The sequence below is a fragment of the Phyllobacterium sp. YR531 genome, from assembly GCF_000282595.1.
Taxonomy (GTDB): domain Bacteria; phylum Pseudomonadota; class Alphaproteobacteria; order Rhizobiales; family Rhizobiaceae; genus Phyllobacterium.
Map to the genome: position 1 here is coordinate 1 of NZ_AKIZ01000012.1, position 789 is coordinate 789.

General features: G+C 51.8%; 1 protein-coding gene. It reads right to left on the minus strand.

Annotated elements, in window-relative coordinates:
- Nucleotides 1-601: branched-chain amino acid ABC transporter substrate-binding protein (locus PMI41_RS03410; RefSeq protein WP_008121817.1), on the minus strand; the 601-nt coding region annotated here is incomplete at its 3' end.
- Between the last annotated feature and the right edge of the window lie 188 nt (nucleotides 602-789).

Here is a 789-nt window from a genome sequence, read left to right on the forward strand (position 1 = left end):
CGCCAACATTGACGCCTTCATACATGGCTTCGGTAACACCTTTAGCGTTAAGAGCCTTTTTGGTTTCGTCAGCAAGGCCCTGACCATATGGAGTCTTGTCGTGAATGACCGCAACCTTGGCGTCCTTGAACTTCTCGGCGATGTAGGCCCCGGCAATTGTGCCTTGCTTGTCATCGCGACCGCAGGTGCGGAATGTGTTCCACAGACCGCGTTCCGTATAAACAGGATTGGTTGCAGCCGGGGAGATTTCCAGAAGGCCGTTCTCCGCATAAACCTCTGACGCAGGGATGGAAATGCCCGAATTGAAGTGACCGATAACGAACTTTACACCGTCAGCAACGAATTTGTTGGCTACGGAAATACCCTGCTTCGGATCGGATACGTCATCTCCCAATACGATCTCAATTTTCTCGCCATTGATGCCACCGGCAGCATTGATCTCTGCAATGGCCGCTTCGGCACCCTTCTGGATCTGCGCGCCGAATGCAGCATTCGGGCCAGTCAATGGTGCGCCGACGCCTAGCAAAATGTCGGCGGAGGCGTAGCTATTGAAAACCAGACATGCAGCGAATGCTACACCCGATAATAGTGACTTTTTCATTTCAAACTCCCAGTTTGGTTAAGTGACGGATAAGAACCATCTCGTCATTTGCTTCGTCGGCAAATGAGGCGGGATTCGACAAGCACATCTGACGGTGTCGATTGTTGGTGTGCGAAATTCATTGACGCTCGCTCCACGAAAGGAGGGAAGACTTCGCGTAAATCCACGGATACTGTCTGACCATCTGG